This window comes from Streptomyces sp. NPDC093984, assembly GCF_044764595.1.
GTDB lineage: Bacteria > Actinomycetota > Actinomycetes > Streptomycetales > Streptomycetaceae > Streptomyces > Streptomyces cynarae.
Window position 1 is genome coordinate 1 of sequence record NZ_JBIWIM010000034.1, and the last position, 21,722, is coordinate 21,722.

Consider the following 21,722-nt stretch of genomic DNA (forward strand, 5'->3'; position numbering starts at 1 on the left):
TATAGCGAGGCAATAGCCTTCCCGAACCCGACAACCGTCCCTGACAGCCAGGCCGCTTGACACCAACGGCGCATGGGATGTCTCGTTCGCCCGCCGCAACTCCGCGTTCTCCCGGCGGAGTTGCTCCAGCTCTTCCCGCTCGGCGGTGGTCAGCCGGTCGTCGCGTTCGCCGGTGTCCGCCTCGACTTGGCGGACCCAGCCGCGCAGGGCCTCCTTGTGGATGCCCAGGTCCTTCGCGACATGCGCGATCGGACGGCCGGTGGCAGGACCTCGCGGACGACCCACTGACGGAGCTCGTCCGGGTACTTACGTGGCGCTGGCACTGCTCGTGGTTCTCCTTCGGGCCAGGGTCATAAGCCTGGCTTCAGGGACTCCACGAAACCGGGGTCAGCTCACCTGATCCGTCAGGGACGGGACTTTTCGGTTCGGGAGGCGGGGCGGGGGTGGTGTCGCCGGTATGTGGCCCGTAGGTCACGGGATCAGGCGACCTTGCCGTTGACTGTGCCGGACTCGGCCAGGCACAGGGCCTCGGCGATGCCGGCGAGCAAGAGTTCCGCGGCGATCACGGGAGTGATGTCGCCGCGTCGGAGAGCCGCGATCACCTGGGTGAGGTCGTCGAGCGCCGTCCTTGCAGGCACGCATTTAAGAGCATATGCTCCTACTGCTGGCGCGAGAAGGGACGACCGTGCCCGCACAACCATCGCAAGCACGGACGGCCTCCCCGCTTCACAGCAAGTGACGTCACCGTGCCGTCGCGCGTGAAGTCCTACATGTCTCGGTCTGTCCTCAATTCATAAGGAGCTTGATCAATGGCCGGCAATCTTGTTCTCATGACCGGGATCGGCGGCGTGGGCCGCCTGGTCCTGGAGCAGCTTCGTGCACAGGACGTGCCGGTGCGCGCGATGGTGCGTCGCGATGACGAACGTGCGGACACGCTGCGCGCGCTCGGTGCTGAGGTCGTGATCGGCGACCTGACCCGGCCGGAAACCGTGGCGGCCGCGCTCGAGGGCGCCACCCGGATGTACTTCGCGATGCCTGTCTCGACCGACCACCTCCTGGCGGCGACCGTGGTGGCCAGCGTGGCACGTGACTACGGCCGGCTGGAAGCACTGGTGGGCCTGTCTCAGATGACGGTGTCGCAGATGACCGCGACGAGCACGGAGGAGTCGCACCAGCAGCGGCTGCACTGGCTGGCCGAGCAGGTGCTCAACTGGTCCGGGCTGCCGGTGGTCCATGTCCGGCCCACGTCCTTCCTGGACAACCCGCTGTTCACTACCCTTGCGGCGCGCACCATCCGGGAGAACGGGACCATCGCGCTGCCGTTCGGCACCGGACGGACCTCGCCGGTGGCGGTCGAGGACGTGGCGCGAGTGGTCGCCACCGTGCTCCGCGATCCGGCCGCGCACATCGGTGCCGTGTACGAGCTCACCGGACCGCGCTCCGTGGACATGAACGAGTTGGCCCAGGAGTTCAGCCGCGCGCTCGGTCGCGAGGTGTCGTACACCGACGTGCCGCTGGATCACTGGCACGCCGAGGGGCTGTCGAAGATGGGCCTGCCCACGCACATCGAGCAGCACATCGTCACCATGGCGCGTCTGCACCAGGAGAACCGATACGACCGCACCTCGGAAGACGTCGAAGGTGTGACGGGTGTCCCCCCGCAGTCGGTCGAGGAGTTCGTGGCCGCCCGCAAGGACTTCTACCTCGGCTGATTCCGTCAACGTTCTGTGGGCCTCCGCCAGGTGTGGTGGCCCACGGGCGGCAGGGTCTGGCGGTGTCGGGGCCGGCGCCCCGCCTTCATCCCATGGCTGCGGGGAGGGCGCATACCGTCGCGTCTCCACACGCGCCGAGGTCTCGGGCTCCGTGACTGACATCGAAAGGAACATCCATGAACGCTTCCCCGGCGCAACCGCCGTCCCCGGAAGGTCACGACACGACGCCGCGCCATGAGGGGCGGGGGTTCTCACGCCGGGCCTTCGTGGGTGGCGCTGCTGCTGTCGCGGCCGGTGTCGGGCTCGTCGGCGCCTCCGCACTGCCCGCCGCCGCAGCCCCGCACCGAACCGCTCATGGCTTCGGCTCCGTCTCCGGCGTTCCGGGACTCCCCCGGAGGTTCGAGCGCATCTTCACGAGCCGGCTCATTCAAGCCAACGGAATACGTCAGCACGCGGTGATCGGTGGTGAAGGACCGCCGTTGCTCCTGGTGCACGGCTGGCCGCAGAACTGGTACGCCTGGCGCCTGCTGATGCCGGAGCTGGCGCGGAACTACACCGTCATCGCCGTCGACCAGCGCGGCATCGGACTGACCGACAAGCCCCGCAGCGGATACGACACCGGCACCCTCGCCGCCGACCTGGCGGCGCTGATGGACGCCCTCGGACACGACCGCTTCGCGGTGGTGGGCCATGACACCGGCATGCCGATCGGCTACGCGCTCGCCGCCGACCACCCGAGCCGAGTCGACCGGCTCGCGGTCGCCGAAGCCGTGATCCCCGGTGTGACGGCGTCACCGCCCCTCCTCGGTTCCTCCCAGGCCAACAACATGCTCTGGCACTTCCCCTTCAACAGGCTGGAGCAGGTCAACGAACTTCTCGTGGCGGGTCGGGAGGACATCTACTTCGGCTGGCAACTGGAGACGAAGGCCTCACGGAAGCTGCCCGCGTATGCCACGCGCTACTACATCCGATCCCTCACCTCGCACCAGCACGCACTGCGCGGCAGCTTCGGGTGGTACCGCGACCTCGACACGACGTTCGCGCAGAACGCCGAACGCGTGAAGCGGCACCTGACCATGCCGGTCCTGGCGATCGGCGGGGCCGAGAGCGTCGGACAGGGAGTCGCCACGACGATGAGGCTGGCCGCGGACGACGTACAGGCCCTGGTCATTGCGGGCAGCGGCCACTGGGTCGCCGAGGAAGCGCCCCAGGAGATGCTGACCGCCCTCACGGCGTTCCTGGCCCCGTACCGGGCCGCCGCCCTGTCCAGCTCCCAGGGATAAGCAGCGGCTGTCGAACCTTCGCCGCGAACAGGTCCGGGTGTCCGGTGCCGTCGCATCCCCGGACACCCCGGCCTGCTGCGACTGATTGCCATGCCCGCCGAAACGAGCACGGCTCGTAAAGGCCGACGGGGCACACGCCGTGGAGAACACGGCATGTCCACTCCGCCACCAAGCAGGCCGGGCGTGACCTGGCCGGGTGCGGCGCGGCGGTGGCCGCGGGCGTCGGCGTCGTGCCGGCGATCGGCGGGCCGGTGTCGGCCCGAAGCGGTGCGCCGGCTCATGCCCCGAAACCGTCACAGCAGTGCGCAGGGTGCCACTGCGGTCCGAGTGCGCCGTCGGCGCCCGCCACGTCCAGAGGCAGTACGGCCCCGGCATGGGACCGGCTCAGGGCGCCGACCACGTCGTGCCGGTCGAGCGCGAGACGGGCGTCGGCGGGGGTGTCGACGGTGTGTACGTCGACGGCATCGCCGAGCCCGTGCTGCACCTGCTCCGGCAGGCGGCTACCGGAGACCGCGATCGGCAGGCCGTGGGGCTGAGGGTCGCGCCGGAACCCGATGTAACAACCGATGAAGACCGAGACGATGACGAGGGCGATCAGGACGGGCTGCAGCCATGCCCGGACCGGCATGCCGCCGCTCCGGCTCACGGCGTGGCGGGGATGCTGGTGCACGGCATGGCTCCAAAGGTGTCGATACGAGGTGTTTCCCTGCGTTGCCGCCCCGCTGGGGACCGCCGGCGTCGCTGCCCGCGCTTCGCGGCTCTTCCGCAGCCGGCATGCGCCGATCGCGGGCGCCGCGGGGTGATTCAGGACTGCCGGCAGGCGTTCGCTCAGCTGGCGCGGGCGGCCACGCCGCCGGCGGGACGGCGGATGGCCGTGCGGCGCGCCGCGATCGGCGACCCGCCGGCGCCCGGTCGGGTCATCCGCGAAAGCCGGCCTTCCGCCAAGGGTGTGTCAGATGAACAGGACGCTGTCGACGTCGATGGTGACGAGTTCCATGTCACGGAACACGGTGCCGTCGTCTCCGCGCCGGTAGACGCGCCGCTTGGTCGGAACCATGATGCCGTCGAACTCCCGGTACTCGGCGACGTAGTGTGCCGCAGCTCCCGCGTTGATGACCTCGGGCGTGTAATCGTGCCTGCGCAGCAGTCCGTTCGCGTCGAAGTAGAAGGTCTGCTGCGGGCAGTGCGTCGCGATGTGGTCGGGGAAGGTGACCTGCAGACGCCTCCAGCTCTCACCGTCCTCGGTGACAGGAGGCAGCTCCACGGTCTTCACCCCCGGCGCGGTGAACGAGAACGGAGTGGTGAGGTAGGTCCACATGGCGTACCCGGCGAAGTAGGCGACCTGCAGATCGTCCCAGGGAGCGCGCACGTCGGAGGGGAACGAAGCACGAGGGTCGTGCCGCTCGGCCCTCACCTCCCCCGCCTCGGTCTCGATGGCCACCCGCTGCGGGGTGAAGGACGTGCGCAGGTTCGACGCGGTGAAGGGGTAGTGGCTGACGCGCTGCTGGTGCAGGTCGAGCCGGACGGCCGTGTGACGCAGAATCCCCTCCCGCCCCTTCAGGGTCCACAGCGACCCACCGACCCGAATATGCGCGGTGGCCGAGGTGAACTGGTTGTAGCGCGCCAGGCCGCCGTGCGCCTCGCTCACTTCGGTGACGAGATTACTCATGTCATGTCCTTTCAGTTCTGACATATGACCGGTGGTGGTGCGGCCATGACCGGGCGTCCGGCCCGTCGGGCCCAGCTGAGGAGGAATTCGCCGCCGCGCGGCGGCCCGGGCGCCCCGGCCGCCGCGGAGATTCGACGACTTGCGTGTCGGAGCACCTGCCGGTGGAGTGCGCGGCGACCCGACGGGGCCGCTGGCCCCGTCGAGGGCTCGCGGCTTCAGCGCGTACCGGCCCTGGCCGCCCGATCCAGCTCGACTCGCGCACCGGCCACGGCGGTGAGCGGATCACCGGCGAAGCCCGGGTGCCGCTCCGTCCTCGTCGCCAGCCGGCACACGCCGTCAGGGCCTGGGAGCGTGGCGGCCGCCCGTCGCTCGGCCGCCGCGGGACTTACGGCGCGTGTGCCGCGGCCGTGTCGTGCGCTCGGTGGCGACGGATGACCAAGTGCGCCGTCTCGGCAGCGACGAGGCTCAGCGCGATGAGCAGGGCGCCGATGGGACCGAGCCGGTGCGCACCGACCCAGCTGATTCCGGCCTGCCCGATCAGCGGCGCGATGGAGACACCGACGTAGGTGGTGGCGGTGTTCAGGCCGGTGAGCATGGGCGCCGCGGCCGGCATGGCCTCGATCAGGCGGTGCGTCTGCGGCGTCAGAAGGCCCCAACCGCACACGCCCCACACGACGAGCGCCACGATCGAGGTGGCCAGATTCGCGCTGGACCAGGGCAGCAGCAGGAAGTCGATGCCGAGCACCAGGAGAGCAATGTTGATGATGCGCCGGGCGCCGAGCCGGTCGACCAGAGCACCCGATCCGAGCGTCCCGACGGTGGACGCCACGCCCCAGACGAACAGCAGAACCGCGAGGGTGGTGCCGCTGCCGCCGGTGGCGCGGTCCAGGCTCTCCGCGATGTAGGAGTAGACGGTGAACAGGCCGGTGAAGACGAGGAGGGTCGTCAGCAGGGTCATCCCGACACGGCGATCCCCGAGCGGCGCGAGGCGGGCACGCAGTGCGACCAGCGGCGGGTTGGGGATCTTGGGAAGCAGCAGGGCAACTCCCGCGGCGGCGAGGACGCCCAGGGCGGAGACGAACAGCATGGTCACACGCCAGTTGCCGGTGAGGCTGCCGATCGCCGTGCCGATGGGGGCACCCAATGCGGTCGCCGCGCTGAGGCCGGCCAGAACGGTGGAAATGGCCCGTCCCCGCTTATCCGGCGGCGCGAGCGCGGCGGCCGCGGCCACGGCAGCGGGGCTGACCATGGCCCCGCCGAGTCCTGCGACCGCACGCGAGGCCAGGGCCACGCCGAAGACGGGCACCAAAGCCGTGAGCAGGTTGCCCACGACGAAGATGCCGAGCCCGGTGAGGAACAGCGTGCGACGCGGCCAGCGCGTGGTGAGCGCTGCCATGACCGGGCCGAGGACCGCGTAGGAGAAGGCGTAAGCGGTGATCAGCCAACCCGCGGTGCCGACGCCGACGCCAAGGGAGTGCGCGGCGTCCGGCAGGATGCCGGCGATGACGAAACTGTCGGTACCGATGGCGAACATCGCGACGGACAGGACGAGGAGTGATCGGTACACGACGAAAGATCTCCACAAAACGTGTAGCGGTTCGGTGTCAAGACGGATTCTTGGCGGGCCGTTGCTCAGCACCGGCCCCGTGTGGACGACGACGGTCCACCCGAGGGATCAGGCGAGGCGGCCTTCGCTGAGCGGGCGCGACAGCCGCGAGTAGCGCACCGCAGATGAGGCAGCGGACCACCGCCGGGTCAGCCGGGCAACGGACGAGACATTGATACGAGCATATGCTCCTATATGCCGGTGTGCAAGGCGGGAAACCTCACGCCTGGCGTCAGGTCCGACGGCGGCCACGACAGGGCGTGACGGCGCACGCGCCCGCACGAGCAGCACGGGCAGCGGTCGCCGACCGGGGGCGGCCTCCTTCCGGCAGACCCGGACGACGTCCAGAGCTTCGCCCCTGCCGCCCACCGTTCGCGTCGCCTGCCAACCGACTCTCGCGTGGTCCCGGGCACGAGGCGGGTTCGTGAGGCGCAGGTGGCAAGGCCGGGTCTGGCCGTGGTGGAGGTCGCGGCCGCAGATGATGAGACGGCGTCCGCGGTTCAGGAGTCGCTCGCCGCGCGCTGGCGTCAGCTACGGCTTCCCCGCCGTGGATCAGCAGCATGGCCAAAGACTAAGAGCGACCGAGGATAGGCCCGAGGGTTGCGGAAGCCCAGGGACTCCATGGCGATGGAAATGCTCTACTGGTCCTGGCCTGCCATGCGCCATCAGTGCTGGCGCACCCCGTCGATGACGAGTGTCAGCAGGCGGTCGGTTTCGGCCGCGCCGTCACTGTCGTGTTCGGTGGCCAGCGCAATGGCTCCGACCAGTTTGAGCAGTTGGGTGATGGTGACCTCGGGGCGTACGGCGTGCGCTTGCTGAGCGCGCGCGAGTAGTTCGCTGCCGGCGTTCATGATGAGCGTGTGGCAGGTGTCCCCGAGCGTCGGATCGCCGGCACCAGGCATCAGGGCCGCCCCCAGGCCCCTGTTGGTTACGGCGTGTGCCCCGACGGCGCGAAGCCAGGTGACGAGCGCGGCTTCCCGGTCAGGCTCGGTCGCGAGGTCGCGTGCCTTGGCGCAGAGGGTCTCCACCCGGTCTTTGAAGACGGCCTCCAACAGCGCCTGCCGGGATGGGAAGTGTCGGTGCAGTGTGGCTGAGCCGACCCCGGCATGGCGCGCGATCTCCTCCAAGGAGGCTTCAACGCCGTGCTGGGCAATGGCGGCCCCGGCGGCGGCCAGGATCCGTTCGTAGTTGCGCCGCGCGTCGGCGCGCATGGGACGCCTGGGCGAGGACGGCACGGTGGCGTCTTGGGACACGGGAGCTCCTGACCGCTTGCTAACCGGGGTGGTCCTCCATATCGTATCGAGCATTAACCGGAGGGCCACCCCAGTTACGGGCGTGGCCCTCCCCGGTGCGTGCGCATCCAGGAGAGACAGTGGAACCGACGGACAAATCCATCGTCGTGACGGGCGCGACCGGCCTGCAGGGCCGGGCAGTGACCAGGCATCTGCTCGACGGTGGCTGGCAGGTGCGCGCCCTCACGCGCAATCCGGACGGCGCGCCGGCCAAGGCCCTGGCGAGCGCCGGCGCGCAGATCGTACGCGCGGAGATGGAGGACATCTCCTCTCTCGTCGACGCTGCCGAAGGCGCCTACGGGCTGTTCAGCGTCCAGCCCACGGTGGGGTCTCCCGGTACGGCGGCGGACTTCTCCGCCGAGGACGAGGTCCGCTGGGGAATGAACATCGCCGAGGCCGCCCAAACCGCCGGCATCAGGCACCTTGTCTTCAGCTCGGTCGCCGGCGCGGACCGCCACGGGCGTGAGGCGTTGCCCGAGAACCTGATCAGCAAGTGGCGGATCGAGCAGCACCTCGCGGAGCTCGGCCTGCCCGCCACGATTCTGCGGCCGGTGTCCTTCATGGAGAACTACGCCGGTGAATACGCCCTGCAAGGCGGCAACCTGGTCTCAGGTATCGCCCCCGACGTTCCGCTGCAGATCATGGCCGTGGACGACGTCGGTTTTGTCACCGCGCTGGCCTTCTCCCGGCCCCAGGAGTGGATCGGGCGAGCCATGGCCTTGGCTGGCGACGAACTGACCCCGGCCCAGATCGCCACGCACATCGAGACGGCAATCGGGCGCCCGCTTCCGTACGCCCAGATTCCGATAGAAACGATCCGCGCCGTCAGCGAGCAGTTCGCATTCGCCCACGAGTGGCTGAACGAGCGCGGTTACCGCGCCGACATCACCGCCACGCGACGGATCCACCCCGCCGCGATGGACTTCCGCACCTGGCTGGAGCGAACCGGTGCAGCCCAGATCACGGCATTCCTGCACGCCCAGGATGCAGAGGGACAGAACGCGTGAGCGGTCAGAGGCCCCACCTTGGGCGCATCGGCATCTGGGCCGGCGAACTCGACAGCTGCCCGGCTGCCGGTGTCCGCGAGGCCGTGACCACGATCGAGGAGCTCGGCTTCGGCACCTTGTGGTTCCCCGAGACAGCGGGGCGGGAAGCGATGGCGCAGGCCGGGATCCTGCTGTCGCAGACCCGCCGGATCGTGGTGGCAGCGGGCAGCACGGACATCTACGCGCGCGACCCGGTGACGACCGCCGCCGCACAGCGCACCCTTGAGGAGGCATTCCCCGGACGTTTCTTACTCGGCCTGTGGGACAGCCACCCCAGCCTCGCCGAAGATGTCCGCGGCCACCGCTTCGGCCCCCCACTGCCCGCCATGCGCGCCTACCTCGACGCGCTGGACACCGCCCCATTCGGGCCACCGGCCACGGGCCCCTCGCCCCACCGTGTGCTCACGGCTCTGGACCCCGGCATGCTCGCACTTGCCGCCGAACGAGCTTGGGGTGCAAACCCGTTGGGCATGCCGGTCGAACACACCCGCAACTCCAGAGCAGTGCTCGGACCCGCCGGGCTCCTGGCCGTCACCCAGCTGTGCGTGCTGGGCCCGGACCGCTCACACACCGCCGCGCTGGCTCGCACCACGGCAGCAGCTGCCCTGCCCAACCGCCGCACCCTGCTCTCAGGCCACGGGTACGAAAACGTGGACGCGCTCGACGACCGACTCGTCGACGCGCTCGTGGCGCACGGCACCGCCGAGGACATCGCCCGCCGCGTCCATGAGCACCTTGACGCCGGGGCCGACCACGTCAGCCTCCACTTCCTCACCACCACACCCCACACCCCGCCCATACAGCAGTGGGAGCAACTCGCAGTACACCTGCTGCCCTGACCGGCCCGGGAACGTGGCGAACAGGCGCGGCTCTGCTGTTCTCGCCGCACTGTTCGCCGAGCAAGCCGAGGAGATGCCTTGCCCTCCGTGCCGTCATCTCTCTTTGAGCCTCTCTGGGAACAGTTCTCGGCTCTCCTGCCCGAGCGACCCGAGTTCGACCCCACGCATCCGCTGGGCTGCCACCGTCGGCGCGTTCCAGACAGGGTGGTGTTCGGGCTGGTTGTCGAAGCACTGGTACACGGCTCCGGATACGAACGAGTCGCCACCGCCGACTGCTCGGACTGGACCATCCGCAGCAGGCTCAAAGAGTGGAGCAACCTGGGACTGGCACACGAACTGCACCGCATCTCACTGATCGCGTACGACAAGATGATCGGCCTGGAGCTGTACGGGCTGTCCGTCGACGGCTGTCACACCAAGGCCCCATGCAAGGGCGACAAGGCAGGGCCGTCGCCAGTCGACCAGGCCAAGCAAGGGCTCAAGCGTTCCACCCTGGTCGACGGCGGCGGGATACCGCTCGGCCTCGTCTCAGCCGGCGCCAACCGGCACGACTCGGTCCTGCTCGAACCGACCATCGAAGCCGCCAAGCACCAGGTCGGGAACCTGCCCACCAATGCCACCGTGCATCTTGATTCGGCCTACGACGGCAAGCCCAGCCGCCGGATCCTCGACGACCACGGCCTCATCGGCGAGATCGCCCGTAAGGGCGTGCCCGCTCCGATCCATGTCGGCATGCGCTGGGTGGTTGAACGCACCCAATCCTGGATGAACGGCTACGGCAAGATGCGCCGCCGCTTCGAACGCGATGGCCGAGTAGTCGACTTCTACCTCTACCTCGCCGCCGCGTTCGTCACCATGCGCGCCTTAATTCGACGTGCAAGAAAGCTCTACCGGTGGCCGAGCCGCCCAACTGCACGTCGCCTGAGATGACACCTAACCTCGGTGGCCCTAACCGCGCGCTTTCACGAAGCAGGCTGTCCGACAGGTGATCAAATAAGCTAAAAGTGCCTCTGAACAGCGAGAATGAGGATTGTCGAGGCCCTTGTTCCCGCACCGTCTATAGGCACTTGCCAGGTGACGAAGCGTACCGGGTTGTACCCGCGTGTGTCCGCGTCGAGGGCGACGGCCGCGAGGTTGTCTCGCAGGCCGGGGCCGTGTTGTTGGTGGAGACAATCTGCACCAACCTGCCCCTGCACGATGCCACGCACAACCAGATCTGGCTGGAGATCGTCCAGCTCGCCTTGGAGCTGCTGGCCTGGATGCCGATACTCGCCCTCACCGGAAGAGCCCGGCTGTGGGAGCCCCGCCGCCTGCGGCTGCGGTCTTTCTCCGCCGCCGCCCAACTGGACCGGAGCCGCGAATCCGGATCCGGTCTTGGACTCCGCCCGGATCGGCGTCCGCCCGGCGGGCGGGTCAGCTGCGCAGCAGCACGGCCTTGCCTCTGAACTCGCGCTCGGCCCAGGCGTCGAAGACGTCCGGGGTACGGGACCAGTCGTCGACCCTGCCGATCACCGGTCGCAGCCGGCCGTCGGCCACCAGGGAGGCGAGGATCGCCAGGTCCTCGCCCTTGGTCTCCTCCGGGTGTTCGCTGATGAAGCCTTGCACCCTGGCGTTGTAGCCCCGCATCGCGAAGTCCCGCAGGCGCAGCTCGGTCGGGACGTTGTGGCCGCCGTAGACGACCACGGTCCCGTCGGCGCGAGCAGGCGTACGGCGTATGCGAGCAGCGGGCCGGCGACGCCGTCGAGCACGAGGTGGAACGGGCCGAGGTCCGGGTCCCGCAGGCAGTAAACGCCGAAGAGTGCGCGCGGACCCACACCTGCCTATCCTGAATCTGCGGTGTCTTCCTCGCGTCCAGAAGAAGGGGATGCGGCGCAATGGGCAGCGGCGTATGGCTATCCCGAGACCCGAGACACCCGCACAGCCGAGACGCCTACTGTCAGGAGCAGGCATGGCTGATCGCGCAACGATGGAGCGTATCTGGGAAGCCCACACCGCCGGCGAGTTCGTGGCGCAGGACGTGGAGGCTACGATGGCCACGATGGACGACGACCCCATCGTCGTCCATGTGCCGACCGCCATGGGCGGTAGTGGGTACGACGGCGTCAAGGACTTCTACGCACGCTGGTTCATTGGACGGAACCCGGACGATTTCACTGTGCGTTCGATATCCCGCACGGTGGGAGACGACAGCCTCGTAGACGAAATGATCGTGTCGTTCACCCACGACATCGAGGTGCCCTGGATTCTGCCTGGATTGGCACCCACCGGGCAGCAGGTCCGTATACCCGTCATCGCCGTCGTGGACTTCCGAGGCCCGCGTGTGCGGAGCGAGCACATCTACTGGGATCAAACGGCGGTGCTCGCGCAGACGCAGTTGCTGAACGACGACATCGTCCGGCGCCTGCCCGTGGTCACCACACCGTTGGACGTACTGGACGGCAGGGTCCCCCTCAACCAGCTGACGTCGCCCCGCCTCGATGTCGAACCGTGAAGGTCAATCCCCTCGAACCCGGAACCGGTCGTAGATCGTCGACCAGCATCCGTACCGGCGCGAAACGTCGCGCCAGGGCTCCCCGTACGCAACCTCCACATCACCGCATTGAAGTAGGTAGCTGCGCAGGTCAGGGATCGACCCGGTTCGCCCAACGGCAGATGCGGCTCGATCAACTCCCATTATCGGCATCAGTCACATCACCACGCGTCACAGATCGTTCTTGCAGCAGCCGGAAGCCTCCCGGGAGCCGAAGCAACCCATCAGTGATCTGAACTCAGAACAGGCCCTAGGTGTGCTGCCCGGACAGGTTGGTGACGCGGCTGGCTGGTGTGTGGCCGTTGATGCCGGTGTGGGGTCGGTGGTAGTTGTACCAGTCCAGCCAGTCGGGAAACGCTGCCTGCCGTTGGGTGTCTGAGGTGTAGGGCCGGATGTAGGCCCATTCCTCCAGCAGGGTGCGGTGGAAGCGTTCGACCTTGCCGTTGGTCTGTGACCGCCAGGGACGTGTCCAGCGGGGGGCTGATGCCCAGCTGGTGGCAGGTCTGGCGCCAGGTGTTCTTGGTACAGGCCCAGGCGTTGTCGGTCAGCACGCGTTCGACGGTGATGCCGTGGGCGGCGAACCAGGCGGTGGCGCGGGTGAGGAAGCCGGCGCAGGTTGCCGCTGTCTCGTCGGGGAGGTCTTCGGTGTAGGCGAGGCGGGAGTGGTCGTCCAGGGCGGTGTGCAGGTAGGCGTAGCCGGTCCCGGTCCGGTTGCGTCAGCCTTCGGCGCGGCCCTGGGTGCGGTGCCCACCGCCGTCGGGGATGCGGCCGAGTTTCTTGACGTCGATGTGGATCAGTTCGCCGGGCCGGGAGCGTTCGTAGCGGCGCACGGGTTCGCCGGTGGCCCGGTCCAGGGTGGCCAGGACGGGCAGCTGGTGGCGGACCAGGATGCGGTGGGCGGTGGAGGCGGCGATGCCGCACCGGGCGGCCAGTCGCAGCGGGCCGATGCGGTGCTCTTGCCGCAGGCGCACGACGTGTTCTTCCACCCGGGCCGGTGTCCGGCGGGGCTGGCGGTGCGGACGGCTGGAGCGGTCCTGCATCCCGGCCTCACCGTGCAGCCGGTAACGGCCCGCCCAGCGTGCGGCGGCGGTGTGGCTGACCTGGAACCGTTCCGCGGCTCGTCGCAACGGCCAGCCGTCGTCCACGACACACCGGGCCAGACGCAGCCTGCCCGTCGGGGTCAGCGGCGCATTACGGTGGGACACGAGGGCCTCCTGCGGTCGGGCGTAGATGTCGCAATCCACACCGAACCCAGAAGGCCCTCACCCGTTCAAGCACCCAGCCCGCGTGTCACCAACGTCCCGGGACAGCACACCTAGTGCGGTTGATCCCCGGAGATGAGACGTACTACCAACACCCTCAAGCCTCCCTCCAGAGCAAGAGGGTCAGGCGGAGGCGGACACACCGCCGCGCGTCGATTCTCAGTCTGCGAACCGACGCGCGGCGGCCTCATCAGCGGCGCCTGTGCCCGACCATGACAAGGTCAGCAGATGGCGATGTTGTTTCGGTGCCAAGTGAAGTAGGGCTCTCGGCGGGGCCCATAGTCGGCGACGGTTCTACCGACGAGGTTCTTGGCTGCCTCGGCAAGGTCTGGAGAGGACACCGAGCGACTCCAGCCCTTCCCTCCAACTGTCCGCTCGCACGGACACGCGCCGATCGTCAGAGCTGTGAAGCACAGACGCCTCGGCGCCGCATCGGCCGCCGCGGGAGACGCTCGTCGCTGTACCACGGACGGCTGTTGCTTGCCGGAGCAAGCCGACCCGTACGTCCGCCGACCGCCGCGAAGCCGGTCCTCCGGAACGGCGCTGCTTCGTCAAGCCGGCGGGCGCTGTTCGGGTGGGGTGTTCGGGCGGCTGGACTGGTGTCGGTGGGTCCAGTAGGTCTGCCACCAGGCGAGGCGGTCAGCGGAGTCCTGCGGAATGGTGCCCTGGATGACGGACTGCACGAGCACGGTGACCAGGCCGGTGACCGCGACGGCGAGTACGACGCCCCAGGGAGCGCCGGCGAGGGAGGCGGCAAGGCTGCCGACGCTGCTGATGCCGGCGCCCGCAAGTGCAGCGGTCCGCGAATCCGACCAGGCTCGTTCGAAGGCGCGTGTGCGGCGGTTGCAGCGCACGCTGGCCGTGCTGCGGCGGACGCTGAAGAAGGCGGAAGGGCAGCAGCTACAGCAGCAGGAGGACAAAGAGCTCCTGGAACAGTCAGTGGCGGAGTTGTCGGCGAAGGTGGCGGCACTGGAGCAGGAGGTGTTGGAGAGGTGGCGGCAGCAGGCGAAGACGGTGCAGGCGGAGACTCGGTCGGTACGGTCCGAGGCGGACGCCGCGCGTCAGGAAGCGGACGCGGCGTGGGCGGAGACCGAGGCGGTACGCGCAGAGGCCCAGTCGGTGAGGGAGCAGGCAGCGCGCGCTTCAGGAGCAGCAGGCCCAGTTCGAAAAATTCGCCGCGCAGGCCGAGGAACGTCACCAGCGCGCCAGGCGTGAGGCCGAACACCTGGAGCAGGAACTCGCTCGGACGAACGACCGGCTGCGTCAGACAGAGGAAGAGGCGTTCCGTGCCGATGTGCAGCTGTCGGAGTTGTTGCGCAAGCAGGAACTGCACCAGGCTTTCAACGAGATCGTCGCCCAGGCGGTCGACGAGCACGGCAGACTCAGCTCCCGTGAGCTGCCAGGGTTTGATACGCCCCCTGCATCAAAGCACATGCTCAGCTCAGCTCAGTCCGTGCTGACACCCGCAGCGGCAGGGGCGGTACCCGCAAGAGAGCGATCCGGGCCCGGCGACAGCCGGCCGCCCGCCCTACCACCGCCGTCTGCGGGCAGCCCAGCCGCCAACCCGCCGCAGCGGCGCACCAGGTCCTCCGGCCTCGACCGCCTGACCAAAGAGCAGAAGCTCATCCTCAAGCAGCTTGGTATGCGGAAGCTGCATCGGCGTCGCTTCGAGCCACCCCGGCCACACGGCGATCGTTACCGGCTCGACCTGTCCTTGCCGGTCATGATGACTTTCGCTGTGCGAGCCATGGCATTGCTTATCGGGCTGACAGCGTGTGCCTTTGGAGTGATGCGCATCCTGGACGCCCGCACGGAGGAGTTCCCAGACCTTTACACGCGTCCTTGCGCCTCAACCTCGGCACCCGGCGCCCAGCAACCTGCTCACGCCGGCGCGCCGATGACAGGCGAAGGTCGATGCCCGAATGCATCGGCCTTCGCCATCTCGTCACTACGGCCTTGTGGGCGAACCTGGGACGTCGGAACGCCGACAGCATCGGCCTCTACCCGCTCGTCTGCTCCGGTTCCGGGTGCCGGGGCGGGCGGTTTGAACCAGGCCGGTGGGCTCGGTTGTGGCACCGCACAGTAGATCCCCGTCTGGCGGTGTCCCGCAACACCGCCATCGAACGCTCCCTCTTCGCAGGTCAGAGCGCGAGACGTCCCATGATTCCTCCACTGGGCTCCGGACGCTGGATCCGGAGAGTGCTCCGGCCGCAGCCTCGGTTGCACGGAGCGGCTTGGTCCATCCGATGCCGCGCTCAACGCTCCATGGCCGAAGAACGGGAGGCATCCCATGACAAGTGCGCGCAAGGTCATTGCTGCAGCCGCCGTCGCGCTGACGATCGGCGCAGGAACCGCCGAGGCCGCCGCCGTCCCGGTGGCGCCAGCGCAAGGCGCGGATCACAGCAGTCAGGCGGCCGGCTGGCATCATCTCTGGGGGCCCACGAAGATCACCGCTTCCTACCTCAACCAGCACGACAAGAAGTGGGTGTCCAGGTCGTTCGACGCCCACTCGGCACGGGTCATCGGCGCCTTCCGTTGCTGGAACGGAGGCGACCACAGCAAGGCACGGCTGCGGATCTACAACATCGAGACACACAAGTGGATCGGAGACAGCGGTGCTCAGCCCTGCGACTGGACGATGAACTACGTCCAGAACGTGGGCGGCTACCGGGACGGCCAGCCGCTGCGGTTCGTCCTCACGTCGGTCGGCAAGGCGCACACCACCGAAGTCGGGGCGTTCGGCGCCCCCTGACCTTCCGTGGCGTAGGCGCCAGAAGAAACACGTAGCCCATGTGGCAGAAAGGACAAACCGTGAACGCACGCAAGCGGGCCACCATTGCAGCCGCAGGAGCGGCACTGGCACTCACGGCCAGCATCACAGGTACGGGTGTCTCGCCGCTCGCCCAAGCGCAGGCCGCGCAGCCGACCGTACAGGGTTCGGCCTCCGGTCCGTTTCGAATCCACTCCTACGCCGGAGGCGGCAACAAGCAGACGCCGATCATGTGGGCGAACCACTCGGCTCAGATCTGCTACAACGCATGGGGATCACACCTCAAGGACGGCTACAACCTGTACCTGCACGCCAGTTCGGGGATCAAATGGAAAAGCCCGAACTACTACGGGCCGAAGCATAAGACGTGCAGCCCCTGGAAGTATTTCCGAGGCAACTTCACCGGGATGGTGCTCGCCCGTCCGAGCGGAGGGGCCAGCGTCTACGCCGACGTGTGGCTCTACTACAACTGATCACCCCCTGCACAGGGTCTAGTCCTGGGCCCTGACGAACAAGAGCTCACCGACGCCACATGGCGCAGCAGGGTCGGGTGGCCCGGGGCAATATGCCCGGGCCTCCGGACACCGTGGTCAGTCAAGGCCCACCTGGGCATGGCGGTGCCAGCTTGAGGCCAACCGAGCGAACCGTTCCCGTGCCGCCCCGCCCTCGGGCCCGCGGCGTGGAACACTCCGGCTCCGTGGACGTCCCGTTGCGGGTGCCGCTGATCGCCGGAGAGACCACGGCCTCCTACCTGGCTCGGACGGCGGCCGCCAACGCCCTCACGCACAGCGAGCTGCTGCGTGCCCTGCAGCCTGGGCGCCGCACCCGGACACCCGCTCTGCGGACGGCGGCCGCGGAGGTGTACGTATCGCCCGCGAGCTTGCGCCTGCTCGCCGATCTGGTCCGCCGCCCGGTAGACCAGCTGGCCCGCGCACTTCCCCATTTGCGCACCGGGCACCTCCTGCAAGACGACACACCCCTGGTCCGAACCGCTGCCTGGCCGCGCAATGCCGGGCAGACACCGCTGCCCGGCTGCCCGCTGTGTATGGAAGAAGGCGCCTGGCTGGTCTCCTTCGGGCGCCGGTGGACACCGTGCGGGTGCGGGCGCCGCTGGCTGATCGGCGACCTAGGCGGCTACCTCGTCGACACGACGCCACTGCCGGACCTGGCCCGCGCGTTGCTGCGGCACCGGGCCCTTGTGCACCGGCTCGGCCCGGCGGGTGACGCGCTCGTCGCCGACGCTCACCAGGTCGCGTTGTGGTGGTGGGTTCACCGTCGCCAGGTCGGCGGCGACACTTGGCTGCGCAGGGAAGACGCGCTCGGCATGCCCAAGGGCCGCCGGAAGACCGCGCCCGCGGTCGTCTACCCCGAGACCATCGCGCTCGCCGAGGCCATGTGGGCCTGGGAGCAGCGTCGGCACCGCCCCGGCGCCAACTCGCACGTTTGGCTCGAGCAGGTTGCCGAGAAGCTTAAGGTGCCCGGCCTCGCTCGGGTGCTTGGGCCCCGGCGCGAGGGCGTGCCGCTCGCCCGCTGGCTCGCTCAGCACACTGCCGTCCCGCACGGGCGCGGCCACCGCGCGGCTGCCGCCGGGGAGGGCGTCGGCGCGGAAGGCCGCTGGGCGCGGTTGCCCGACGCCCACCGCTGGCCGGCTGAGCCCGGACTGTTCCAGGCCGGCTCTTGCCTGAGCTGGGTCTACGGAAAGCCTCTGACGTCCGGTGAGGTCTGACCTGCTGCGACGGCACGTCCTGTGTCGGTCTAATTCATTCACCGTGGTACGTGTGCGTGTACGTGGCGGCGTAGTCCTCGACAGGCATGGCCATGTTCGCCGCGTAGTCGGCGCGCACCTGGCGGTCTGCCTCGGTGATATCGGGGTGGACAGGGGGCGTCTCGGGGGCGCGCCACAATTGGACGAGGTGGCGTTCTCCGTGGTCACCGATGCCGGGTTCGGGGTCGTCGGCGTGGCAGTACAAGCGCATCCGCACCCAGCCCTGGCCGTCCGGGGTGGGCGGGACCTCGAGGACAGGCTCCTCCTCCGGCCACGCGTTCAGGATGTCGCCCTGCTCGAGAGTGGCGAGGTAGAGGGTGGGCTCGTCCGCCCGCAGGCTGATTTCCTCCGCGGGCTCCCACTCGCCGCTGGTCTCGGGCGCCGGCGGGGCGTCGTGGACCTGGATGGTCATCTGCAGGGGGCCGGTGTCGGTGGTGGTCAGGACGACGGCGCCTTCGTCGGTGGCCGGGCCACAGCGCCAGCCGAAGGGCATCTCGGCTGGATACTCGTAGTCGTCGGTGAAGCCGATGCGATAGCCGTTTTCGCCGAGGTCGACGGTGAACGAGACTTCACGGACCAGCATGAGGGTCTCCTTGAACGGGGGCAGGGTGCCCCTTGCCGGGCGAAACCGGGAAGGGGTGCACCCACCTGCCCGCCAACAGCGGGAGATCGCCTGGGTCGCCGTCAACGAGAACAAGGCCCAGGGCGGACGCATCACGGCCCATCGGCACGCCGTTCCCTTGGCGGCACCAAATGCCGCTGTTTCACTTTGAGTTCCTGATCTACACGTTCGACCTCGCCGGTGAGCACGAGGGGGCGGACGCCGCCGGTGTAGCCGCCCTTGCGGCAGATCGTCGACTTCAGATTTGCCTGCGTGACGGCTGGAGAGGTGGCACCCGGCATGCACTTGGGTCCGGAAGCGGTTCCCCGTTCTCGTAGCGGTAGTGGCAGCTGCCCTCCGGGGGCTGCTGCTGGACGGAGTACGTCTTTTGCGGTCCGGCTCCGACGGGATCCGTTGCACGGACGCCTCGCTGGCTGAGGCCGTTACTGAGGGGCCCGCTGCGGAGGCTTCCCGCTCCTGAGGATGCCGAGCCACCGCTCGACTAGGCGGATGAACAGCCGGCCAGCAGCAGGCAGAGGAGCAGCGCGGACGGCGCGGTGGAGCGGGTGGAACGCATGATGACCTCTCACGATCAGGCGATGGCCGAGAAGATGCTCCCCACCTGGCTGGCGCCCCACCGCGCGGGGTCCGGCGCGAAGGCGCACGGATGTCGCGTGGCATCGCACTGTTTGCCTACAACGCGCGTAGTCCATCCCTCCGCTTCCGCTAGATGATCGATTCCAAGGGTTGGTGGTCGTAGCGATTCCGGACCGGAGGGGTGGCGCGGCCCCATAGGCTGAGCCCCCGTCCGCACTGTCTGGGGGAGTAATGACCAGTAGGTTCACTGAGTTGGTTGTCGACTGCCATGATCCGGAGCGGCTCGGGGCCTTCTGGTGCGCTGTCCTGGGTTTCAAGGTGATCGACCGGAGCGAGGGCAAGGTCGAGATCGGCTCCTGGGAGCCGACCGTCGAAGAGGTCCGGGCCCGCCAGATGCCGCCCACTCTGGTGTTCATCCGGGTGCCCGAGGGCAAGACTGTGAAGAACCGGCTCCACCTCGACGTCAGCCCGATCGACGGCAGTACCGACGACGAGGTGGCCAGGCTGCTCGGCCTGGGCGCAGCCAAGGTGGACGTGGGCCAGGGCTCCGGCCGGAGCTGGGTGGTCATGGCCGATCCCGAGGGCAACGAGTTCGATGTCCTGCGCACCCTGGCACCATCCAACTCATGATCAGTCCCAAGGGTTAGTGGTCGTAGGCGGTCAGTGAGCGCAGGACGGGCTGTCCGCTCCGGTCGTTGTGCCAGATGGCGGTGGTCAGTGTGAGGATGCGCTGGATGACGCGGGCGACGACGCCGGCGGGTGTGCGGCCGTGTTGCCGTTCCAGGTCGAGCTGGCCCTTGAAGGTCTCGTTGACCGACTCGATGACCTGCCGCAGTGGTTTGAACAGCTCGGCTCCGGGCCGCTCCGGTTCGCCCTTGCGGGTCGGCCGCAGCAGCCGGATGCCGTGCCCGGCCAGCTGGTGCTCGAAGTCGCGGCCGAAGTAGTTCCTGTCGCCGATCAAGGTCTGTCCCGGCCGGGTGGCGACGAGTTCCGGTTCGGCGTCGAGCAGGTCCAGCAGCGTCTCGCGCTCGTCGGTTCGCGCTCCCGTCAGGGCGAAGGCGACGGGCAGTCCCTGGAGCGTGCACACCAGGTGCAGGCACAGGCCCCAAAAGAAGCGGCTGTGGCTGGCGCAGTAGCCGTACTCGGCCCATCCGGCCAGCTCGGAGGGTTTGACGGTCTCGCGGGAGCGGCCGCATTCCACGGGCGTGGAGTCCACGATCCATACGTCGTCGCTCCACACGGATGTGTCGGTGGCCAGCAGTCGGGTGATCCGGCGGAGCAGCTCGACGGCCTTGCGCAGGCGCTTGTTGCAGCCGGGCTGCTGGGGCAGGTACGGGAACAGATGCCGCAGGTGAGCGCGGGCGTGGCGGAGCCACTTGGCCTCGGAGGTGAACCCGAGCATGGCCTGCATCACCGCGAGGGTGACCAGTTCGGCGTCGGTGAGTTTGGGGGTGATCCCGACAGCCGGTCGCCACGGCGCGAGATGCGGCGATGCCTTCAGTACGTCATCGGTTTTCACGTACAGTGCGGTGGCGAGGGAGTCCAAGTCTGGCGTCACAACCGCACTTTGGTCTCCCTTGCCTCATGCGCGCAGCCGATTCCTTGGAATCGATCATCTAGCCGACCAGGCGGCGGCGCCAGTCCAGGGGGGTGACGGTGATGGCCCGGCCGGGGTCATGGTCCCACTCGGCGTGGAGACCGACTGCTTCGAGCGCGGCCACGACCTCGTGACCAATGGCTGCAGTGGTCTCGGACGAGCCATCGAACCCGCCGTACAGGAGCGTCAGTCCGTGGCCGGCTGCGGCAGAGTCCGTGCACTGGGTGTGGAAGTAGACGAAGCCGCGGGCGTCGGGCCCACCTTCACCACCGATCTCGGACTGGCCACAACTACGGCAACAGGTGAAGTTCTCGCGGGCCGTGATACCGGCATCCTGCAGGGCGGTGAACGCGCGGGTCAGCCGCTCAGGGTCCGTCTCGCCCTGCCACTTGGCCTGCTCCGCGACCCGCTCCAGCCACAGCCGGTCAGCCAGGGACTGTGCCTGCTCGCGCGAGACGGGCCGGCGGTCATTGGTGACCAAGTACTCCTCAGCGAGCTCGGCCAGTTCGGCGCGAGAGGCGTAGCCGCCAACCAGCACCTGACGGACGCGCTTCTCCAACTCCTCGCGCTCGTCTTCGCCGAGGTCGAGCGGCGGCATCTCCCGGGCGGGGCCCATGTCCAGCAACGACCAAGCCAGACCACCGTCCCATCCGGCCTCCTGGCGCGCCCAGCCGGTAATCGCCGCAATCACGACCTCGGGCCCGTCGACCATCGCCTGGAACTGCCGGTCAACAGCACCGTCGCGGTACTCCAGCGTGTAGCCACCACCGGCCTTGTGCCACACCTGGGCGAAGACATCAGGCAGGTCGGGTATCCGCTGGACCACCAAGAACCGGTCACCGTCACCACCGATCCGCCGGACCAGCCCTCCCAGCTCCTCGGCGGACACACGGACGTGCCGCTCCCAATTCTCCGTCTTCACCACGATCTCGAGCATGCGCAGACTCTGACATACCCCTCTGACTGCAGACCTCCCGGGACCCGCGACGCAACCGCTGCTGCGACCGTTCGACCAGCCCTGATACTGCACGGCCTTTCGCCGAGGTTTGACGACAGTCCCTAGTAGGGCTTGGTCAGGTTTGTCTGTGGGTGGCGTGTCTGCTTGCCGGCTGGCGTCGTTGTGGTGGTGTGACACCTGATGAGATGGCCACGG

24 protein-coding genes and 2 pseudogenes are annotated in these 21,722 nt (G+C 68.6%); 13 read left to right on the plus strand and 13 right to left on the minus strand.

The features are described from left to right. Positions 1-285: transposase (locus tag ACIRC0_RS38795; protein ID WP_403626563.1), on the minus strand; the 285-nt coding region annotated here is incomplete at its 3' end. Positions 286-479: 194 nt separating this feature from the next. Beyond that, the gene (locus tag ACIRC0_RS38800) at positions 480-638 is read right to left on the minus strand and encodes a hypothetical protein (RefSeq protein WP_403626565.1); all 159 of its coding nucleotides are present in this window, start codon (positions 636-638) and stop codon (positions 480-482) included. A gap of 171 nt (positions 639-809) precedes the next feature. On the opposite strand from ACIRC0_RS38800, the gene ACIRC0_RS38805 reads away from it, so the two are divergent. Further along, positions 810-1,712: an NmrA family NAD(P)-binding protein gene (locus ACIRC0_RS38805; RefSeq protein ID WP_403626567.1), complete on the plus strand. Its 903-nt coding sequence runs from the start codon at positions 810-812 to the stop codon at positions 1,710-1,712. A 479-nt stretch (positions 1,713-2,191) separates the two neighbouring features. Beyond that, on the plus strand, positions 2,192-2,995 hold the full coding sequence (locus tag ACIRC0_RS38810) for an alpha/beta fold hydrolase (protein WP_403626570.1): 804 nt from the start codon (positions 2,192-2,194) through the stop codon (positions 2,993-2,995). Positions 2,996-3,272: 277 nt separating this feature from the next. Here the strand turns inward: ACIRC0_RS38810 and ACIRC0_RS38815 are convergent, their stop codons facing one another. The 3 genes from ACIRC0_RS38815 to ACIRC0_RS38825 form a co-directional block, all read right to left on the minus strand. After that, on the minus strand, positions 3,273-3,665 hold the full coding sequence (locus tag ACIRC0_RS38815; RefSeq protein WP_403626573.1) for a hypothetical protein: 393 nt from the start codon (positions 3,663-3,665) through the stop codon (positions 3,273-3,275). A gap of 282 nt (positions 3,666-3,947) precedes the next feature. After that, on the minus strand, positions 3,948-4,664 hold the full coding sequence (locus ACIRC0_RS38820; RefSeq protein ID WP_403626576.1) for a hypothetical protein: 717 nt from the start codon (positions 4,662-4,664) through the stop codon (positions 3,948-3,950). Positions 4,665-5,049: 385 nt separating this feature from the next. After that, positions 5,050-6,231: an MFS transporter gene (locus ACIRC0_RS38825; RefSeq protein WP_403626579.1), complete on the minus strand. Its 1,182-nt coding sequence runs from the start codon at positions 6,229-6,231 to the stop codon at positions 5,050-5,052. A 438-nt stretch (positions 6,232-6,669) separates the two neighbouring features. Here ACIRC0_RS38825 and ACIRC0_RS38830 point away from each other — a divergent pair, with 438 nt between their 5' ends. Continuing rightward, positions 6,670-6,861 (plus strand): DUF6207 family protein, encoded by a 192-nt coding sequence (locus ACIRC0_RS38830; protein WP_403626583.1) that lies wholly within the window; start codon positions 6,670-6,672, stop codon positions 6,859-6,861. A gap of 74 nt (positions 6,862-6,935) precedes the next feature. Here the strand turns inward: ACIRC0_RS38830 and ACIRC0_RS38835 are convergent, their stop codons facing one another. Beyond that, a complete protein-coding gene (locus ACIRC0_RS38835) occupies positions 6,936-7,523 on the minus strand; it encodes a TetR/AcrR family transcriptional regulator (RefSeq protein ID WP_403626586.1) in 588 nt (195 codons plus the stop codon). 119 nt (positions 7,524-7,642) lie between these two features. On the opposite strand from ACIRC0_RS38835, the gene ACIRC0_RS38840 reads away from it, so the two are divergent. From ACIRC0_RS38840 to ACIRC0_RS38855, 4 genes and pseudogenes are all read left to right on the plus strand, one after another. Then, positions 7,643-8,569 carry an NmrA/HSCARG family protein gene (locus tag ACIRC0_RS38840; RefSeq protein ID WP_403626589.1) on the plus strand — a complete coding sequence of 309 codons (927 nt, stop codon included), beginning with the start codon at positions 7,643-7,645 and terminating at the stop codon, positions 8,567-8,569. Beyond that, positions 8,566-9,447 carry a TIGR03620 family F420-dependent LLM class oxidoreductase gene (locus ACIRC0_RS38845; RefSeq protein WP_403626592.1) on the plus strand — a complete coding sequence of 294 codons (882 nt, stop codon included), beginning with the start codon at positions 8,566-8,568 and terminating at the stop codon, positions 9,445-9,447. Before ACIRC0_RS38840 ends, ACIRC0_RS38845 begins: the two co-directional genes overlap by 4 nt. 78 nt (positions 9,448-9,525) lie before the next feature. Next, on the plus strand, positions 9,526-10,377 hold the full coding sequence (locus tag ACIRC0_RS38850; protein ID WP_403626595.1) for an IS5 family transposase: 852 nt from the start codon (positions 9,526-9,528) through the stop codon (positions 10,375-10,377). A 251-nt stretch (positions 10,378-10,628) separates the two neighbouring features. After that, positions 10,629-10,799 (plus strand): annotated as a pseudogene (locus ACIRC0_RS38855) (transposase); the annotation flags it as partial. A gap of 61 nt (positions 10,800-10,860) precedes the next feature. Here the strand turns inward: ACIRC0_RS38855 and ACIRC0_RS38860 are convergent. Next, positions 10,861-11,130, minus strand: a complete 270-nt coding sequence (locus ACIRC0_RS38860; RefSeq protein WP_403626597.1) for a zinc-binding dehydrogenase — start codon at positions 11,128-11,130, stop codon at positions 10,861-10,863. Positions 11,131-11,395: 265 nt separating this feature from the next. Here ACIRC0_RS38860 and ACIRC0_RS38865 point away from each other — a divergent pair, with 265 nt between their 5' ends. After that, positions 11,396-11,938, plus strand: a complete 543-nt coding sequence (locus ACIRC0_RS38865) for a nuclear transport factor 2 family protein (RefSeq protein ID WP_365731577.1) — start codon at positions 11,396-11,398, stop codon at positions 11,936-11,938. Positions 11,939-12,227: 289 nt separating this feature from the next. Here ACIRC0_RS38865 and ACIRC0_RS38870 read toward each other — a convergent pair. Continuing rightward, positions 12,228-13,182 (minus strand): annotated as a pseudogene (locus tag ACIRC0_RS38870) (IS481 family transposase). Positions 13,183-13,790: 608 nt separating this feature from the next. Then, a complete protein-coding gene (locus ACIRC0_RS38875; protein WP_403626600.1) occupies positions 13,791-14,093 on the minus strand; it encodes a hypothetical protein in 303 nt (100 codons plus the stop codon). Between ACIRC0_RS38875 and ACIRC0_RS38880 the strand changes: the two genes are divergently transcribed. From ACIRC0_RS38880 to ACIRC0_RS38895, 4 genes are all read left to right on the plus strand, one after another. After that, complete coding sequence (locus tag ACIRC0_RS38880) at positions 14,083-14,454, plus strand: hypothetical protein (protein WP_403626602.1); 372 nt, start codon at positions 14,083-14,085, stop codon at positions 14,452-14,454. The genes ACIRC0_RS38875 and ACIRC0_RS38880 overlap by 11 nt on opposite strands. 1,075 nt (positions 14,455-15,529) lie before the next feature. Continuing rightward, positions 15,530-15,991, plus strand: coding sequence for a hypothetical protein (locus ACIRC0_RS38885; protein ID WP_403626605.1), 462 nt, complete (start codon positions 15,530-15,532; stop codon positions 15,989-15,991). A gap of 59 nt (positions 15,992-16,050) precedes the next feature. Then, entirely contained in the window at positions 16,051-16,482 is a 432-nt protein-coding gene (locus ACIRC0_RS38890; RefSeq protein WP_403626608.1) for a hypothetical protein, read from the plus strand. 224 nt (positions 16,483-16,706) lie between these two features. Continuing rightward, positions 16,707-17,735, plus strand: coding sequence for a TniQ family protein (locus tag ACIRC0_RS38895; protein ID WP_403626610.1), 1,029 nt, complete (start codon positions 16,707-16,709; stop codon positions 17,733-17,735). 34 nt (positions 17,736-17,769) lie between these two features. Here the strand turns inward: ACIRC0_RS38895 and ACIRC0_RS38900 are convergent, their stop codons facing one another. Further along, a complete protein-coding gene (locus ACIRC0_RS38900; RefSeq protein WP_403626613.1) occupies positions 17,770-18,357 on the minus strand; it encodes a hypothetical protein in 588 nt (195 codons plus the stop codon). A gap of 131 nt (positions 18,358-18,488) precedes the next feature. Beyond that, complete coding sequence (locus ACIRC0_RS38905; protein ID WP_403626616.1) at positions 18,489-18,677, minus strand: hypothetical protein; 189 nt, start codon at positions 18,675-18,677, stop codon at positions 18,489-18,491. 526 nt (positions 18,678-19,203) lie between these two features. On the opposite strand from ACIRC0_RS38905, the gene ACIRC0_RS38910 reads away from it, so the two are divergent. Further along, complete coding sequence (locus ACIRC0_RS38910) at positions 19,204-19,602, plus strand: VOC family protein (RefSeq protein WP_403626619.1); 399 nt, start codon at positions 19,204-19,206, stop codon at positions 19,600-19,602. A 13-nt stretch (positions 19,603-19,615) separates the two neighbouring features. On the opposite strand, the gene ACIRC0_RS38915 is transcribed toward ACIRC0_RS38910, so the two are convergent. Continuing rightward, a complete protein-coding gene (locus ACIRC0_RS38915; RefSeq protein ID WP_403626622.1) occupies positions 19,616-20,530 on the minus strand; it encodes an IS982 family transposase in 915 nt (304 codons plus the stop codon). Positions 20,531-20,588: 58 nt separating this feature from the next. After that, complete coding sequence (locus ACIRC0_RS38920; RefSeq protein ID WP_403626625.1) at positions 20,589-21,506, minus strand: DUF6891 domain-containing protein; 918 nt, start codon at positions 21,504-21,506, stop codon at positions 20,589-20,591. Between the last annotated feature and the right edge of the window lie 216 nt (positions 21,507-21,722).

Bases quoted from the DNA above. Each gene is read 5' to 3' on its own strand.
- ACIRC0_RS38885 (WP_403626605.1), top strand. From the start codon at position 15,530: ATGACAAGTGCGCGCAAGGTCATTGCTGCAGCCGCCGTCGCGCTGACG.
- ACIRC0_RS38865 (WP_365731577.1), top strand. From the start codon at position 11,396: ATGGCTGATCGCGCAACGATGGAGCGTATCTGGGAAGCCCACACCGCC.
- ACIRC0_RS38910 (WP_403626619.1), top strand. From the start codon at position 19,204: ATGACCAGTAGGTTCACTGAGTTGGTTGTCGACTGCCATGATCCGGAG.
- ACIRC0_RS38920 (WP_403626625.1), bottom strand. From the start codon at position 21,506: ATGCTCGAGATCGTGGTGAAGACGGAGAATTGGGAGCGGCACGTCCGT.
- ACIRC0_RS38820 (WP_403626576.1), bottom strand. From the start codon at position 4,664: ATGAGTAATCTCGTCACCGAAGTGAGCGAGGCGCACGGCGGCCTGGCG.
- ACIRC0_RS38905 (WP_403626616.1), bottom strand. From the start codon at position 18,677: ATGCCGGGTGCCACCTCTCCAGCCGTCACGCAGGCAAATCTGAAGTCG.
- ACIRC0_RS38805 (WP_403626567.1), top strand. From the start codon at position 810: ATGGCCGGCAATCTTGTTCTCATGACCGGGATCGGCGGCGTGGGCCGC.
- ACIRC0_RS38900 (WP_403626613.1), bottom strand. From the start codon at position 18,357: ATGCTGGTCCGTGAAGTCTCGTTCACCGTCGACCTCGGCGAAAACGGC.